The 14920-nt window shown below is 64.2% G+C and carries 13 protein-coding genes; 7 read left to right on the forward strand and 6 right to left on the reverse strand.

Annotation, left to right across the window (positions count from 1 at the left end):
* The 3 genes from ACTS1X_RS02700 to ACTS1X_RS02710 all read left to right on the forward strand — a co-directional run.
* Positions 1 to 1817, forward strand: a 1817-nt coding sequence (locus tag ACTS1X_RS02700) for an AAA family ATPase (protein WP_442612845.1), incomplete at its 5' end; no start/stop codon positions are given.
* A 10-nt stretch (positions 1818 to 1827) separates the two neighbouring features.
* Entirely contained in the window at positions 1828 to 2697 is an 870-nt protein-coding gene (locus ACTS1X_RS02705) for a methyltransferase domain-containing protein (RefSeq protein WP_442612846.1), read from the forward strand.
* 85 nt (positions 2698 to 2782) lie between these two features.
* Complete coding sequence (locus ACTS1X_RS02710) at positions 2783 to 3340, forward strand: hypothetical protein (protein WP_442612847.1); 558 nt, start codon at positions 2783 to 2785, stop codon at positions 3338 to 3340.
* Positions 3341 to 3355: 15 nt separating this feature from the next.
* Here the strand turns inward: ACTS1X_RS02710 and ACTS1X_RS02715 are convergent, their stop codons facing one another.
* A complete protein-coding gene (locus ACTS1X_RS02715; protein WP_442612848.1) occupies positions 3356 to 3505 on the reverse strand; it encodes a hypothetical protein in 150 nt (49 codons plus the stop codon).
* A gap of 497 nt (positions 3506 to 4002) precedes the next feature.
* Between ACTS1X_RS02715 and ACTS1X_RS02720 the strand changes: the two genes are divergently transcribed.
* Positions 4003 to 5226: a hypothetical protein gene (locus tag ACTS1X_RS02720; RefSeq protein ID WP_442612849.1), complete on the forward strand. Its 1224-nt coding sequence runs from the start codon at positions 4003 to 4005 to the stop codon at positions 5224 to 5226.
* Here the strand turns inward: ACTS1X_RS02720 and ACTS1X_RS02725 are convergent.
* The 5 genes from ACTS1X_RS02725 to xseA all read right to left on the reverse strand — a co-directional run bounded on the left by ACTS1X_RS02725 (position 5219) and on the right by xseA (position 12580).
* Positions 5219 to 6721 carry a 2OG-Fe(II) oxygenase family protein gene (locus ACTS1X_RS02725; RefSeq protein ID WP_442612850.1) on the reverse strand — a complete coding sequence of 501 codons (1503 nt, stop codon included), beginning with the start codon at positions 6719 to 6721 and terminating at the stop codon, positions 5219 to 5221. The two genes, ACTS1X_RS02720 and ACTS1X_RS02725, sit on opposite strands and share 8 nt — an antisense overlap.
* 141 nt (positions 6722 to 6862) lie before the next feature.
* Positions 6863 to 9766: a TonB-dependent receptor domain-containing protein gene (locus ACTS1X_RS02730; protein WP_442612851.1), complete on the reverse strand. Its 2904-nt coding sequence runs from the start codon at positions 9764 to 9766 to the stop codon at positions 6863 to 6865.
* A gap of 264 nt (positions 9767 to 10030) precedes the next feature.
* Complete coding sequence (locus ACTS1X_RS02735; RefSeq protein ID WP_442612852.1) at positions 10031 to 10960, reverse strand: M23 family metallopeptidase; 930 nt, start codon at positions 10958 to 10960, stop codon at positions 10031 to 10033.
* Positions 10957 to 11160: a DUF2093 domain-containing protein gene (locus ACTS1X_RS02740; protein ID WP_442612853.1), complete on the reverse strand. Its 204-nt coding sequence runs from the start codon at positions 11158 to 11160 to the stop codon at positions 10957 to 10959. Before ACTS1X_RS02740 ends, ACTS1X_RS02735 begins: the two co-directional genes overlap by 4 nt.
* A 13-nt stretch (positions 11161 to 11173) precedes the next feature.
* Positions 11174 to 12580, reverse strand: a complete 1407-nt coding sequence (xseA, locus tag ACTS1X_RS02745; RefSeq protein WP_442612854.1) for an exodeoxyribonuclease VII large subunit — start codon at positions 12578 to 12580, stop codon at positions 11174 to 11176.
* Between xseA and purD the strand changes: the two genes are divergently transcribed.
* The 3 genes from purD to ACTS1X_RS02760 all read left to right on the forward strand — a co-directional run.
* Positions 12579 to 13850, forward strand: coding sequence for a phosphoribosylamine--glycine ligase (purD, locus tag ACTS1X_RS02750; RefSeq protein ID WP_442612855.1), 1272 nt, complete (start codon positions 12579 to 12581; stop codon positions 13848 to 13850). The two genes, xseA and purD, sit on opposite strands and share 2 nt — an antisense overlap.
* Positions 13851 to 13912: 62 nt before the next feature.
* Positions 13913 to 14620 (forward strand): OmpA family protein, encoded by a 708-nt coding sequence (locus ACTS1X_RS02755; protein WP_442612856.1) that lies wholly within the window; start codon positions 13913 to 13915, stop codon positions 14618 to 14620.
* Between the two features lie 97 nt (positions 14621 to 14717).
* Positions 14718 to 14920 (forward strand): hypothetical protein (locus ACTS1X_RS02760; RefSeq protein ID WP_442612857.1); only part of this gene is annotated, 203 nt, incomplete at its 3' end.

Below are 14920 nucleotides of genomic sequence, written 5' to 3' on the forward strand. Positions count from 1 at the left end.
GCGGCGAGTTCGAGGAGCGGCTGAAAGGCGTATTGGACGAGGTGAAGGGAGCGGAAGGCGAGATCATCCTGTTCATCGACGAGATGCACACGCTGGTCGGCGCCGGCGCGTCCGAAGGCGCTATGGACGCGTCCAACCTGCTGAAACCCGCCCTGGCGCGCGGCGAGCTCCATTGCATCGGCGCGACGACGCTCGACGAATATCGCAAGCATGTCGAGAAGGATCCGGCGCTTCAGCGGCGCTTCCAGCCCGTCTTCATCGAGGAACCGAGCGTCGAGGATACGATCTCGATACTGCGCGGCATCAAGGAGAAATACGAACTGCATCACGGCGTGCGGATCACCGACGGTGCGTTGGTTTCGGCCGCCACGCTGTCGGAGCGCTACATCACCGACCGGTTCCTGCCGGACAAGGCGATCGACCTGATGGACGAGGCGGCGTCGCGCATCCGTATGGAGGTCGAATCCAAGCCCGAGGAAATCGAGACGCTCGACCGCCGGATTATCCAGCTCAAGATCGAGCGCGAGGCGCTGAACAAGGAAAACGACAAGGCTTCGCAGGATCGACTCGCGATCATCGAGGAGGATCTGGCCAATCTCGAAGAGGAACTGGCCGGCCTGACCCAGCGCTGGCAGGCGGAACGCGAGAAGATCCAGTCCGAAGCCAAGCTCAAGGAAGAACTCGACGCCGCGCGGATCGCGCTCGAGCAGGCGCAGCGCGCCGGCGATCTGGCCAAGGCCGGCGAGCTTTCCTACGGCACGATCCCCGATCTGGAAAAGAAGCTCGAGGAAGCCGGCGAAGCGACCGAAGGGGCGATGCTGCGCGAGGAAGTGACGAGCGAGGATATCGCCTCGGTCGTGTCGCGCTGGACCGGCATCCAGGTCGACAAGATGCTCGAGGGCGAACGCGAAAAGCTGCTCGCCATGGAAGAGCATCTCGGCGCGCGCGTGATCGGACAGGAAGATGCGGTGGAGGCCGTGTCGACCGCCGTCCGCCGGTCGCGCGCTGGCCTGCAGGATCCCAACCGGCCGCTCGGTAGCTTCCTGTTCCTCGGCCCCACGGGCGTCGGCAAGACCGAGCTGACCAAGGCGCTCGCCGAATTCCTGTTCGACGACGAGGGCGCGATGGTCCGCATGGACATGTCCGAATATATGGAGAAGCATTCCGTCGCCCGGCTGATCGGTGCGCCTCCGGGCTATGTCGGCTATGACGAGGGCGGCGCACTGACCGAAGCCGTGCGCCGGCGGCCCTATCAGGTCATCCTGTTCGACGAGGTCGAAAAGGCGCATAATGACGTGTTCAACGTGCTGCTTCAGGTGCTCGATGACGGCCGGCTGACGGACGGCCAGGGCCGGACTGTCGATTTCTCCAACACGCTGATCATCATGACGAGCAATCTGGGCAGCCAGTATCTGTCCTCGCTCGGCGACGAGCAGAAGGTCGAGGAGGTCGAGCCGCAGGTCATGGAAACCGTGCGCGGCCATTTCCGGCCCGAATTCCTGAACCGGCTCGACGAGATCATCCTGTTCCACCGCCTGAGCCAGACGCATATGGCACCGATCGTCGATATCCAGGTGGCGCGGGTGCGCAAGCTCCTGAAGGATCGCAAGATCGAGATCGACCTGACCGACAAGGCGCGCGAATGGCTCGGGCGCGTCGGCTATGATCCGGTCTATGGCGCCCGGCCGCTCAAGCGCGCGGTGCAGAAATATCTGCAGGACCCGCTCGCGGACGCGATCCTGCGCGGCGACGTGGCGGATGGCATGACGGTGAAAGTCGACGAAGGCGATGGTGCGCTGGCGATGACTTTCGGTTAAGCCACCGCGCATGGAGACAGCAGATGCATGGAGCGCCTATTGGACGCAAATGGGCGACACCGGGGGATGTCTGCCCGGCGCACCGCCTGCGGTCGAAGCGGAGCTGACGCGGGCCTGGGCACAATTTGCCCACGGTTTCGAAGGAGGGAGCAGGCTGATCGATCTGGCCTGCGGAACGGGCGCCGTGATGCGATCCTTGCTGCGCGGTAATCGCGACCTCGATCTTGTCGGCGTCGACTATGCGGTATTGCCCAAGAGCCGATCGAAAAAGATCCGGCTGGTCGGCGAAACGGATATCTCCAGCCTGCCCTTCGATGATGATCATTTCGACGGCCTGACCAGTCAGTTCGGCGTCGAATATGCCGATATCGAGGCCTGCGCGTCCGAAATGGCGCGCGTCGCGAAACCGGGCGCGCGGTTGCGGTTCGTGATCCATCATGCCGACAGCCCGATCGTCGAACAGAACCGGCGGCGGCACGCGGCGCTGAGCGCGATCGCCGGCTCGGCGATCATCGACATGGCGCGAACCGCCGCCACGCAGCCGGCCGGAAATACAGCAATCCTCAGCCAGGCCTTCTCGCTCATCGCGCGCAGCCACCCCGATCAGCCGGTGGTCCGGGAAATCGCGGCCGGCGTGGACCACGCGATCCGGCTGAGCGGCAAGAAGGGTGCGGCCGAACTTGCCCGGATCGAAGCCAATCTCGCGCACGAGTGCAAAGTGCTTGCGGCGTTGCTCGGCGTCGCTCAGGATGAGCAGGGAATCTCGGTGTTTGCCGACCATCTTGCCCTCGGTTTCGAGTGTGAGCCGGCAAGACCGGTCCGGTCGGCGGGACTCCCCATGCCGATCGCCTGGGCGCTCTCGGGGCGCCGAAAGAACTGATCACAAGGCTAGCCAGAGGACTGTTTATCGGTAATGATGTCCTCGCATCCGCGTCTTCCAGATCGAGCTTCCGGAGTTGGTGACAATGCGTATTTTCCGAATTTCCCTTGCCTGCGCGGCCGCCCTGCCGCTGTTCATCGCAGCGCCCGCCCATGCCGATGACGACGAAGAGGCGCTGGAGCCGTTCCGGGCATGCGGAAGCATCACCGAAGGGCCCGCCCGGCTCGCCTGTTTCGATGCTGCGCTTGCCGGAGCAGATGCCGCTCAACAGGCGCGCCAGGAACGGCGGCGGCGCAGGACGGTCGAGGATTTCGGCCTTTCGGCGACGCAGATCGAAGAACGCTATGAAAGCGAACTGCGCCGGGCCGAGCGGAGCGGAGGCAGCGCGGACGATGTCGCCGAACTGGCACCGCCCGAACCGCAAGAGGTGACATCGACGATTGCCGAAACCTTCACCGACGGGACGCAGCGTCGCGTATTCCTGCTCGACAACGGCCAGATCTGGCGCGAGGGCAACAACAGCAGCCTGCGCGGCCGCATCCGGATAGGGTCGACCGCGACGGTCTCCCGCGGCGGCATAGGTGGCTACAGGTTACGTGTCGAAGGGCGGACCGGCTTCATCTCGGTGACGCGCGTCCGCTGACATTTAGCGGCTACGCTAAGTGCCGGGATCGAGGTTCCGGTTGATCGAATCGCGGGTCGCTTCGTCCACGACACGTCGGGCATCGCGATTGCCGCTACGTGCCAGCTCGGCCCATTCGGCGACGGTCAGGCAGGTGCGTATACGCCGCGCGTTCGATCCTGTCACGCGCCGGATTTGGCAACGGACACGTTGCGAAGGATCGGTTTCTCCCGCTTCTTCGGCGCCGTCGCTTTCCTCGGCAGGCACGCCGGGGGCTTGACCATAGGCAGGCGCAAACGCAAATCCGCTCGCCAAAGCCAGCGCTGCAATCCTTTTCATATCAACTCGCTTTCAGATCGAGCGCCGCCGCGGGAGCGGCGACACAACATTGGGGAAAGCGACGCATGTGCTAACAACCTGCATCAGGCGTCGGACATGCCCCGGCAGACCTGAGCGCGGCCCGGGCATCGCGATTGCCGTCACGCGCCAAATCTCTCCACTGGTCAATCGTCAGGCAGGTGCGTATACGCCGCGCGTTCGAACCGGTAACGCGCCGGGTCTGGCATCGAACACGCTGATCCGGATCCTCTCCCGCTTCGTCCGCACCTGCGACACCGGGCGCCTCTTCCTGCAGCATCGCATGGCCCGGTGCACCGATCGCCAAGGCCGCAACGGCCAGGAATGTGAAGCTCATTTTCATCGAACTGCCTCCGCTAAACTATTGGTCGGAACGCGATATCCTGCATCGCCCCATCCCGGAAAACGCCCATGTTTTAACCGGACGACGGCGGCGTCACAAGTCTGGCGATGGGAAAACGCCGAATACCGGGTTAAACCAGACCGCAACACCGTTCCAATATCCAAGCAGGATGCAGCATCAGATGACACAAACACGGAATGTCGCGACAAGCGACGCAGCGTGGCTGGCACATCGGTATGACGAGACGGTCGACAGTTTCCACTTCGTCCATCTACCGCGAGAAGGCCATGGGGACATTGCGTTTCTGTCGGACGAGTATCTTCCGGACACGCTGGAGCGCACGACCCTGTCACGTGCCCAGGTTGCCGAAGCGCGTATCGAACCGGCACCCCTGCATTTCATCTTCCATTCCGGTTTCTGCTGCTCGACGCTACTGACGCGCGCGCTCAACCAGCGCGGTCTGGCGACAGGACTGAGCGAACCGACCGTGCTGAGAGACCTGGTGGGCTATGCCAGCCGGGGCGCACGGACGGAACGATATGTGGCGGTTCTCAACGACGCATTGACGCTTCTCGCCCGGCCGTTTGAGCCGGGCGAAGCGGTGGTGGTGAAGCCGTCCTGCATCGTCAATGGGCATGCCCGGGACATATTGGCAATTCGCCCCGGGAGCCGGGCGATTTTCCTCTACGCCCCCATCCGCGTGTTCTTGAACTCGATCGCGCGAAAGGGAATCACGGGCCGGCTATGGGGCAGGGAATTGTTCCTGGGTTTGCAGAACGCCAAACGGATGGAGCTCGGATTTACCGAAGAACAGCTTTTCAGCCAGACGGATCTCCAGATCGCGGGTCTGGCCTGGCTGATCCAGAATATGCGTTTCGCGCAATTGTCGGAAGAGTTCGGCGAAACGCAGATACGTGCGCTGGATAGCGAGACATTCATCGCGCGCCCGGCAGAAGCCTTGGAACGGATCGGCGAGCTGTTCTCCCTTGCTCTCGATCGACAGTCTGCGGAAGAAATCGCCGCCGGACCGGTGTTCAAGACGCATTCCAAGTTCGGCGAGCAGTTCGACTCCAACCGCAGGAGCGAAGAGCGTGCGTCCGGCGAAAGCGCCCATGCCGACGAGATCGAGAAAGTCGCGATCTGGGTCGAAACGGTAGCCAGGGGCCTTAACGTCGAGACGATCCCGAAGAGCCGGATTATCAGCTAGGCGGCGCCTGGACGTCGAAGGCGACGGTCAACCGTTCGCCTTCCTCGAAAGGAACCGTGCCGTGCCACATGATCGAGGGGAACAGGGCGAGATGCCCGACCTTGGGCTCGACGGTCTTGAATGGGGGCAGGTCTAGGTTCAGTTCTTCGGGCGGTATCCCGAACGCCAACCAGCCTGCCGGCGGATCGCCGAGTTCGGCTTCGGACGGCAGGCTGACATAGAGCGCCGAACTGTACCAGCCTTTCGGATGGATATGGTTGGTGTGTCGGCCGGAGCCCGTCAGCCGGACCGACCAGGATCCGCCGAACCGGACCGGCCCCGGCTTTTGACGCAGGACGGGATGATCGGCGTCAAGCGGCGCCAGGGTTTGCATATGTTCGGCGACGGTATCCACGATCGCCGCCCGCAGCGCCCGAATTTCGGGATCGGCGCGTGCAAATAACGGACCGTCCGTCTGCGTCCCGCCACGCACCGACTGGCCGGGCATATCGGCTTTCAGCACATGGAGGGTCCGAAGATGGTCGGCCAGCGCCGCCATGTCGATCCGGTCGCCGATATCGTAGGTCCGGATGAGCCGGTCGTCGCGTTCGAGCCAATGCCAGCGCTCATCGTCGATCAGACGCCAGGCGACCCCGAGATAGGGCCACATTTCGTTGGCACCCGCGTCTTCGGTACGTTCCTCGCCGCATCGTGCGGCCGCATCCGGCCTGCCGGTACGCAACATGTGGCGCATGTAGCGCACCGCCAGCGCCATCTCGACATGCGGGGCGAGACGGTCGAACAGGCGGTCTGCCCGCTCGACGGCGCCCAGCTCGGATGCGCAGATCGCCTCGCAGGCGTCGATCGCGCGAATATCGGCGACATATGGCCTCGCCCGACCGACCGTGCGATCCGCTTCGGCGAATTGTTCGACCTGGATCAGCGAATTGATCATCCTGAACCACAGGGCCTCGTTGGACGGCCCGGCTGCCAAGGCGCGTTCATAGCCATCGACGAAGCGATCGCGCTGACCATTCATCCAGCGAAGGTTGGCAAGCAAGTCCTGCCCGTCGAGCCATCCGGGATTCGCGCGAAGCATCTCGTCGAGGTCCGCAATTGCCTTGTCGGTGTTCCCTATAGCCGATTGCGCGGCGGCGCGGCCCATCAGCAAGCTGCCATCCGCCGGAGAATATTCACGCGCCGTATCGAAAAGCTCTACGGCCGGCGAGCCGGCTTCCATCGTCACCCGCGCCAGGGCATGCGTCACCTTGGGATCGGTCGGCGCAATCCGCACGGCCTTTTCGAACGCCTCGACCGCCGCGCCCGAATCCTCTTCGGCGCGATACAGCAGGCCCAACACGTGCCACAGGCGCAAATGGTCGGGATGCTCCTCCAGCGCCGCCTTGATCCGTGGAATCGCGCCCGCTGCCCTTCCGGAATCGCGTTCGCGCATCGCGATGGAAACCAGCTGTTGGGGGTCGAGTCGTTCCGTCACCTGGCTGTCATTGGCTGCCATCGCCCTGTCACTCCGCCTTGTTCGCATTCCAGTGCGTCATCAATTCGGTGATCAGCGATCACGATGCAAGCCCGGCGGTTCCCAAACAAAAAGGGCGGCAGGGTTTCCCCTGCCGCCCCGTTTGTCCGGTTCCGCGTTCGCTTAGAAGCGGACGCGACCCGTAACCGAGTATGTCCGGCCAAGCGTGTCGTATGTGGTCGGATAGGTGTTACCCGAGTTGAAAACGCTCGAACCGATGAACGAGCTGACGTTCGGCGGATCGCGATCGAGCAGGTTGAACACCGAGAACGTGATATCGAAATTCTCGCTGACGTTCGAGCGAAGCGTCAGGTCGAAATAGCTCGCATCATCGATGGCTTCCTGCTCCGGCGTGAAGCCATTGCCGGCGCCGCGGAACTCATATTCCACGCCGTCAATCCAGCGCCACAGCAGCGAGATATCGACCAGATCGTCGATCGCCACCGTGGTGCGGAAATTGAAGGCCCATTCCGGCGTGATCGGTTCGCAGTTCGTGCTGTAGAGACCGACGCATTCGCGGTTGATCGAGGTCGGCGTTGCCTGGAACAGCAGCTCATCGGTCCAGGTACCGTTAAAGTCCCAGTTGATCGAACCGAAGCTCACCGGCAGCGTGTAGTTGACCCGGAGGTCGACACCGCTGGTTTCCAACGTGCCGAGGTTCGACAGCTGCAGGATCAGACCCAGCGTCTCACCGCCGCCGTTCAGCGAGCCATTGATCGGATTACGGCCGATCAATGCACACGCCGCCGGATCGGAACCAGCGCCGTCGTTGTTCGGGCCGAAACAAGGCGTCAGAATGTCGCCCGGCGTCGGCTGTGTGATGGCGCCTTCGATCTTGATGTTGAAATAGTCGACCGAGAGGACGAGACCTGGAATTTGCGGCGGGGTCGCCACGAGGCCGAGCGTCAGCGAGTCGGCTTCTTCAACGTCCACGTTCGGGTTTCCGCCCGAAGTCTGGTTGATCTGCGCGGCCGAAGGCTGCGGAATGTTGCCGATCGTACCAGCCGGCGCACCCTGAGCGATACAGATCGCGGTCAGGGTGGCGTTGCCGACCGGATTGGCGCCCGCGCAGGGATCGACCGGAAGCGGCGTCAGGCCGGTGGTAACCGGCGCGAACAGCTCGCCGATGTTCGGCGAACGGACCGAGCGCGAGAAGATGCCGCGGAAGCGGAACCCTTCGAACGGCTCCCAGCTGCCGCCCGCCTTCCAGGTGACGCTCGTGCCGGTGTTGGAATAGTCCGACACGCGGATGCCGCCTTCGGCCTGGAGGCTGTAGAAGCCCGGAACGTCTTCGAGGATCGGGACGATGAGTTCGGCGAAGCCTTCGATCACGTCATACTGACCGTTGAAGGTCGGTGCCGGAGCGCCCGTACCCAGGACTTCATCCTGCGTGCCGGCCGACACATCGGCGACGCGGCTGGCCGTGTATTCGCGATACTCGACGCCGACGGCGAAGCCGATCGGGGTTTCGGTGAAGAAGCCCGTCTCGCCGAACGTGCCGTTGAGCGACGCGTTGACCACCGTCAGCGAGGTCGAGTCCGTGAAGCTCGAAGGCTGGTTGAAGAAGGCCACCGAACGCGGATCAATGTTCGTACCGACGCCGCCGCCAAACAGGTTGATCGGGAAGCAGCCATTGGATGCGTCCGAACACGTCGTGGGGTCGTTGGCCCGCAGAGCCTGCTGGACGCGAGACTTCAGGCCCCAGCCGAGACGCGTGTTGGTGCGCTGCGATTCGCCATAGGTGGCGTAGACATCGTAGCTGAGCGTCGGGCTGAGATCACCACGCACACCAGCCCAGAGCTGGAACTGGTTCGTAACATTCGTTGTCGAGCGCGGACCCTGCTCGACGAGACGGCGCCCGATGGTCACCGGCACTTCGAGATAGTTGGCATCCTGCGGATTGGTCGCTGCGCCAGCCGCTGTACAGGTCGCGGGATCAACACCCGTGCCCGCACAAATCTGCTGACGGATCGTTTCGTTGATGAACGGGTTGTTGAGCGGGAACTGCCACGTGTCGAGGAACAGGCCCGACGGGGCGAGTTGCAGGTTCACCGTCGAATTGGTGAACATGCCGCGCGTGTAGACCTCGATGCCCGGCGTCACCTCGTAGCTCGCCGAGCCGAAGATGTTGTAGCGTTCAAGCGGCGTCTGGAAGAAGTTGAACGGCGCATAGTTGAACGTGTTGTAGGTCGGCACCAGCGCGTCACCGGTGGGATTAAGCTGGTTGCTGGCGGGGCCGGTTGCACCCGGAACCACACTGGTGATGCGTGTCGGAACCGAAGTGCCCGACCCGATCGGCGTGTTGCCGAAGAACGCCTGTTGCGAGATCAGGCGGTTGGCCTGCAGGACGTCGTCGACTTCCTGATAGCCGATGCTGAGGACTGCGTTACCGCGGCCATCGTCGAAGTTGGCACCCAGCGTGAGATCGCCGCGGAGACGCTCGCCATCGCCGCGCTCGGTGATGCCGTATGTAACCGCCGCTTCGAGACCTTCGAAGTCGCGACGGAGAACGAAGTTGGCAACGCCCGAGATGGCATCGGCGCCGTACACGGACGAAGCACCACCGGTGATGACTTCGACGCGCTCGACCAGCGCGACCGGAATGATGTTCAAGTCGGTCTGGCTGAAAATCGTCGAAGGCACGAGGCGCGTACCGTCCAGAAGGACGAGGCTGCGGATCGAACCGAGGTTACGCAGGTTGAGGGTCGACGTGCCGTTCGAACCGTTGTTCACCGAGCTGTTCGTGCCCGGCGCGATGCCCGGCAGCTCACCGATCAGTTCTTCGGCGTTGGTCGCCTGACGATAGTCGATCTCGTCCTGGCCAACGACCTGGATCGGGCTCGACTGTTCGAGGTTCGGGTTCGTAATGCGCGTACCCGTAACGACGATCGACGGCTGATTGGCCGTGCTGGCGGCTGCCAGCTCGTCGCTGTCCTGCGCGAATGCAGGCGTCGACATCATGGCGATGCCGAGCACGACAGGTGCGGCACCCGTCTTCAGTTGTGTAAATTTGGAAGTCTTGGTCACGTTTCCAGCCCCTTATTCTGGAGTTAGATACCGCACAATCGCGGCCTAAAATTCTAGCCCTTCAGGATTGGTCCAAGCATGCGATACACGCAGCTCATCCATAGGCTTGGAGCGTCACTGCATGGAGATTGGCGACCTGTAAAGCAAAGGTTCAGCTTCCAGAACGGGTTCGCGGAGATATGTCGCCAAAATGCAACAGTTTGGGTTTGCGATCCCGTGGTTCGCGGTAAACGGCGGCCTCGGGAAATTCAGACAATATTTAGTCTATTCACCCCCGCCGGCCGCGCCGACGGGCATCGGACCGGCCAGAAAACGGGGATCGATTCGTTCGTTTCCCCACTTCATGCCCCAATGGAGATGGGGCCCCGTCGCACGCCCGCTCGACCCGATTGCGGCAATCCGCTGGCCGCGCTCGACCGCATCGCCCTCCGCGACGTCGATCCGCGACAGATGGAGAAACGCGCTGTTGAGGCCCATGCCATGATCGATGATCAGCAGATAGCCTTCGAGCGTGAACGGGATCTCGGTCGCCAGCACGACAACGCCGTCCGCTGGCGCCACTATCGGAGTGCCCGCCGGCCGCGCCACATCGACGCCCGAATGATAGGAGCCCGGTTCGCCGCGATAGACGCGCTGCGACCCGAATACGCCGCTGATCCGGCCGGTCACCGGCCAGAGAAAATCCTGCCGCCAGCCATCGCTGTCGGACCGTATCGCGCGCGCCGCGACGATACGGGCAATTTCCGGCGCCCGGCGCCGCTGGAACTCGGCAGAGGACCGCCCGCCGCGGCGCGACGTATTGACATGTTCGATCCGCCACTCCGTCGCCGCGATCGCCAGCCGCTCCGTCTGTTGCCGCCCGTTCCCGAGATGCGCGGTCAGCGTCGCCGCAGGCCCATGGTCCCGCCCGAACCCGATCAGGAACTCGCCGTCGGGCGTCAGCGGGACGTCTGCGTCGTCCAACGTTACGCGCTGTGCGCCGGCCGGCGCCCGGCCGCGCACCACGCCGCCCTGCCGAAAAACGCCATCGAACGAGAAACGCTCGCGCGCCGCCTCTCGGCCGGCGGTCGAGGCAGACACGATAGGTGCTGCGGATTCCAGTCCGGCCGCGCCCAGCGGCGACGCTTCGCCACCGGAACAGGCAACCGCCCCGCCGGCGACCAGAAGGCCAAGGCCCGTTACCGCCTGTCTCACCCGGCCGTCTCCACGGCTCTCACCGATATTTCCGCGGTGGCGTACGCCTCCTGTCGCTCGACACTCCAATAGCGGAGATCATCGAGCGGAATCGCCTGGCCGGTCACCGCGCACAGCACGTGATCGCCGGGAGAGAGCATGCGGAAATTATTGTCCATATAATGGAGTTTGGCCGGCCTTCCGCTCCGCGAGGTCAACATTGTCGGTACTCCTTCAGTCGAAAAGTCCGGGCTGGCCGGGCTTGTTCGTCTTTCTTCGTGGCTTAGGATATGGTGCCTTGCCCGCTTCCTCAACCCGCGCATCGACCGCACCGTCGGAGAAATGCAGGGTCACGGCCTTGGCCTTCCGGACGCCGGTGGCGCTGACCAGCGTCGCTCCGTCGCGCGCGGTCACCTTCGCATAACCGCGTTCCAGCGGCCGTTCGGGATGCAGTTGATCGAGAAGCCGGGACAACCCCTCCAGCCGGGTTCGTCCGTCGGCAATGCGTGCGTGCACAAGATTGGGCCAGAGACGGTCCGCGCGCCGCGCGAGAAACGCCTGGGCGAGTTCGAGCCGCGTCCCCAGCACCCGCGGCAACCGCTCCGCAAGTTCGTCGACCCGTTGCGCCTGGACCGTGAACAGGCTCTCGCGTTTCGGCAGCAGCCGCGCGACATTGGCCGCGCGCTCGGCGAGCCGGTCGACATGGCGGCGTATCGCAGTCGACGCCCTGAGCGAGGCCTGGGCCAGCATGGCGAGCAGTTCGGCCCGAACTGGAACCGCGATCTCGGCGGCGGCCGTCGGCGTCGGCGCGCGCCGGTCCGCCGCGAAATCCGCCAGGGTAGTATCGGTTTCATGGCCGACCGCCGAGATGACGGGAATCGCGCTATCGGCGATCGCCCGGACGACGATCTCCTCGTTGAAGGCCCAGAGATCCTCGATCGATCCCCCGCCGCGCGCCACGATCAGCAGATCGGGCCGCGGAACGGCGTCGCCTTGCCCAATCGCGTTGAAGCCGGTCACGGCTCGCGCAACCTGTTCGGCGGCGCCCTCGCCCTGCACGATCACGGGCCAGAGGACCACCTGGCTCGGCATGCGATCGGCCAGCCGATGGAGAATATCGCGGATCACGGCACCCGTCGGCGAGGTGACCACGCCGATGACGCGCGGCAGAAACGGCAGTCGTCGCTTCCGGTCATCGGCGAACAGGCCTTCGGCTGCCAGCGCCTTGCGGCGCTGTTCGAGCAGCTGCATCAGAGCGCCCTCGCCGGCAATCTCGAGCCGTTCGATCACGATTTGGTATTTGGAGCGGCCCGGATAGGTGGTCAGCTTGCCGGTGGCGATCACCTCGATCCCGTCCTCTGGCACAAAGGCGAGACGCGCCGCCTGTCCCTTCCAGATCACGCCGTCGATTACCGCGGATTCGTCCTTCAATCCCATGTAGCAATGGCCGGACGCCGCGCGCTTGAAGCCCGATATCTCGCCCTTGACCCGGACATGGCCGAACCGCTGTTCCACCGCGCGCTTAAGCGCCTGCGATATTTCGGAAACCGAGAGCGGCGGTGCATTGTCGCCCGCCCCGGTCTCGGCTAGGAGCGCGGCACCGGATTCGTTTCGGCTGTGTTCTGAGGGGTTGGTATCCATGAATGTCCTGTTGCTCGGATCGGGCGGTCGCGAACATGCGCTGGCCTGGAAGCTCGCGCAATCGCCCAAGCTGACAAAACTGTTTGCCTCACCGGGCAATCCCGGGATAGCCGAGCATGCGGAGATCGTCGAGATCAAGGACGGCGATCATCGCGGCACGATCGACTTCTGCCTCAAGAACTCCGTCGAACTGGTCGTGATCGGGCCCGAAGCGCCGCTGGTCGACGGGCTGGCGGACAATCTGCGGACGATGGGTTTCGCCGTTTTCGGTCCGGACAAGGAAGCCGCGCAGCTCGAGGGGTCGAAGGGCTTCACCAAGGACCTGTGTACCGAGGCCGGCATTCCGACCGCCCGCTACGCCCGCTTCACATCGGCCGAGGCCGCGATTCCCGCGCTGAAGGAATTCGGCCTGCCGGTGGTCGTCAAGGCCGACGGCCTCGCTGCCGGCAAGGGCGTGGTGATCGCCGAAACGCGCGACGACGCCGAAGCGGCCATTGCAGGCATGTTCGACGGCGATTTCGGCAAGGCCGGCGCGGAAATCGTCATCGAAGAGTTCCTGACCGGCGAGGAAGCGAGCTTTTTCGCGCTCGTCGACGGCGAGACCGCCGTGCCGTTCGGAACGGCGCAGGATCACAAACGCGTCGGTGAAGGCGATACCGGACCCAATACCGGCGGCATGGGCGCCTACAGCCCCGCCCCGATTCTCGACAAGACCATGGTCGACCGGGTGATGCGCGAAATCGTCGAGCCGACGGTGCAAAGCCTGGCCCGGCGCGGCACGCCCTATAGCGGCGTCCTGTTCGCCGGACTGATGCTGACCGAATCGGGGCCCCAGCTGATCGAATATAATGTCCGGTTCGGCGATCCGGAGTGCCAGGTGCTGATGATGCGCCTCGAAGACGACCTGCTGGAGCTGATGGCCGCGATCGCCGAGGGCCGGTTGTCGGACGCCGCGCCCCCGCGTTTTGCGGATGACAGCGCCATTACCGTGGTCATGGCTGCCAAGGGATATCCGGGCACCCCCGAAAAAGGCTGCCGGATCGACGGGATCGAGGCCGCCCAAGCCGATGGGACGAAGGTTTTTCACGCGGGAACCTCGGAAGAAGACGGCGCGGTGATCGCCAGCGGCGGCCGCGTACTGAACGTCACGGCGAGAAGCGGCACGTTGCGGGAAGCCCGCGACGCCGCCTATGCGGCGCTGGACAAGATCGATTTCGCGGACGGCTTCTATCGAAGCGATATCGGCTGGCGCGAACTTGAACGCAGTTAACGATTTGCAAAAGCCGCCCAAGGCCGACACACTCCTGTAACAGGGGGATGCGGGAGCAGCGAATGTCGGCACAAGCCAAATTGCTTATCGGGGTGCTGGCCGTGGGCCTGTTGACGTGGCTGTGGCTCCAGCCGTTCGGCCAGGCGAATGCGATCGCCGAAGATCTCGAGAATCGCGCGACCGAAGTGCTGGCGGCCCGCGGCGCTGACGCCGTGCGGATCGCTGTGCCGCGCAGCCCGGTTCGCCGGACGATCGAGCTCGCCGGCGAACTGCCCAATGACGAACGCGCGGAGATCCGGGAAACGATTGCCGCCGTGCCCGGCGTCGCCGATGCGACATGGCGGCAGCCGGATGCGGAAGAAATCGACGCGGCGATGACGGCCGAGGCGAGCGCGGCCGAAACGTGCCGCGCGGAGTTGAACGCCGTGATCGCCGGCCATCGCATCCAGTTCCGCAGCGGATCGCCCTATATCAATCCCCCGTCGCAGCGGATGCTCGACCGGCTCGCCGAGGCGGCGCGCGATTGCCGCGGTATCCGGATCGAAATCGCCGGGCACAGCAGCGGCAGCGGCCGAACCAATGTGAACAGGGAGATGTCCGCCTTCCGGGCGACGACGGTGCGCGATGCGCTGGTCGAACGCGGCGTGCCGGCGGACATGCTGACGACGATCGGCAAGGGCGCGAGCGAACCGCTCGGCGACGATCCAACCGATCCGGCCAACCGGCGCATCGAGTTCACGGTCAGCGTCATCGACGGGGAGGCAGGCTGATGTTCGCGCTCTGGATCGAAGTGCTGTTCCTCAATCTGGCGGTGTTCCTGATCGGTCTGGGTATCGCCTGGCTGATCTGGGGCCGGGAGGCCGGCCGATGACCTATCTGATCGCGACCCTCTGGCTTCCGCTGCTGCTTTCCGCCTTGCTCGGCCTGGGCATCGGGGCATGGATGTGGCGCCGACCGTCCGACGCCCGATTCGCGGAGGAGGCCATCCATGCGCCGATCATCCCGCCCGCGCCGCCCGAGATCGAACCGGAATCGGCGGACGAGCCGGCGACGATATCCGAACCTCGGCC

The sequence above is a fragment of the Parasphingopyxis sp. genome (assembly GCF_052168275.1).
In the GTDB taxonomy this organism is placed as follows: Bacteria; Pseudomonadota; Alphaproteobacteria; order Sphingomonadales; family Sphingomonadaceae; genus Parasphingopyxis.

Coding starts and splice junctions, on each gene's coding strand:
- ACTS1X_RS02705 (WP_442612846.1), top strand. CDS start 1,828: ATGGAGACAGCAGATGCATGGAGCGCCTATTGGACGCAAATGGGCGAC.
- ACTS1X_RS02710 (WP_442612847.1), top strand. CDS start 2,783: ATGCGTATTTTCCGAATTTCCCTTGCCTGCGCGGCCGCCCTGCCGCTG.
- ACTS1X_RS02725 (WP_442612850.1), bottom strand. CDS start 6,721: ATGGCAGCCAATGACAGCCAGGTGACGGAACGACTCGACCCCCAACAG.
- ACTS1X_RS02740 (WP_442612853.1), bottom strand. CDS start 11,160: ATGTTGACCTCGCGGAGCGGAAGGCCGGCCAAACTCCATTATATGGAC.
- purD (WP_442612855.1), top strand. CDS start 12,579: ATGAATGTCCTGTTGCTCGGATCGGGCGGTCGCGAACATGCGCTGGCC.
- xseA (WP_442612854.1), bottom strand. CDS start 12,580: ATGGATACCAACCCCTCAGAACACAGCCGAAACGAATCCGGTGCCGCG.
- ACTS1X_RS02755 (WP_442612856.1), top strand. CDS start 13,913: ATGTCGGCACAAGCCAAATTGCTTATCGGGGTGCTGGCCGTGGGCCTG.